Origin of the sequence: Brevibacillus laterosporus (assembly GCF_030489605.1) — a bacterium.
GTDB lineage: Bacteria > Bacillota > Bacilli > Brevibacillales > Brevibacillaceae > Brevibacillus_B > Brevibacillus_B laterosporus_E.
On record NZ_JAUKFY010000072.1, the window covers coordinates 1 to 673 of the forward strand.

1 protein-coding gene is annotated in these 673 nt (G+C 38.0%); it reads left to right on the top strand.

The annotated features are described in order from the left end of the window. The coding region (locus QZ995_RS23710; RefSeq protein ID WP_301812403.1) for a transposase at nt 1-673 on the top strand (673 nt) is incomplete at both ends.

The window sequence follows — 673 nt, forward strand, 5'->3', positions numbered from 1 at the left end:
GGAATACTTCAAAGATGGAAAAATAAAGAAGCAATCTGAGTATATCCAGTTAAATATGGAAGACCTTATGAATCAAATCCAACCAGGCGAGACGCATGAGATATCCAATGTTTACATAGGTCAGTATCAAAAGCTACCAACCCGGGTTATTATTCATCGGCTGACAGAAGAACAGATTCAAAAGCGACGGAGGGTTCAAGCTATTAAAGAAAAAAAGAAAGGAATCGTGTACTCACAGAGAAGTAAACGATTAAGTGCTATCAATATTTATATTACGAATGCCCCCTCGACAGAGGTTCCTACCGAAAATGTTCATCCTTTGTATTCATTACGCTGGCAAGTCGAAATTCTCATTAAAACATGGAAGTCTTTCTTTGGTATTGATCATTGTAAAGAAATCAAACAAGAACGCTTAAAATGTCACCTGTACGGACAACTTATCAGTATTTTTATTTGTTCCTCCACCATGTTTCGAATGCGGGATCTTCTACTAAGAAAACGAAAAAAGGAACTGAGTGAGTACAAGGCTATACATATGATTCAAGATTACTTTCCACTTCTACATAGGTCCATAGAAAAAGACACCACAGAAATGTCAAAGATTCTCCTTCGCCTGTTCAACCTCCTACAGCGTAACGGGCGGAAATCTCATCGATACGAGAAAAAGACAGTC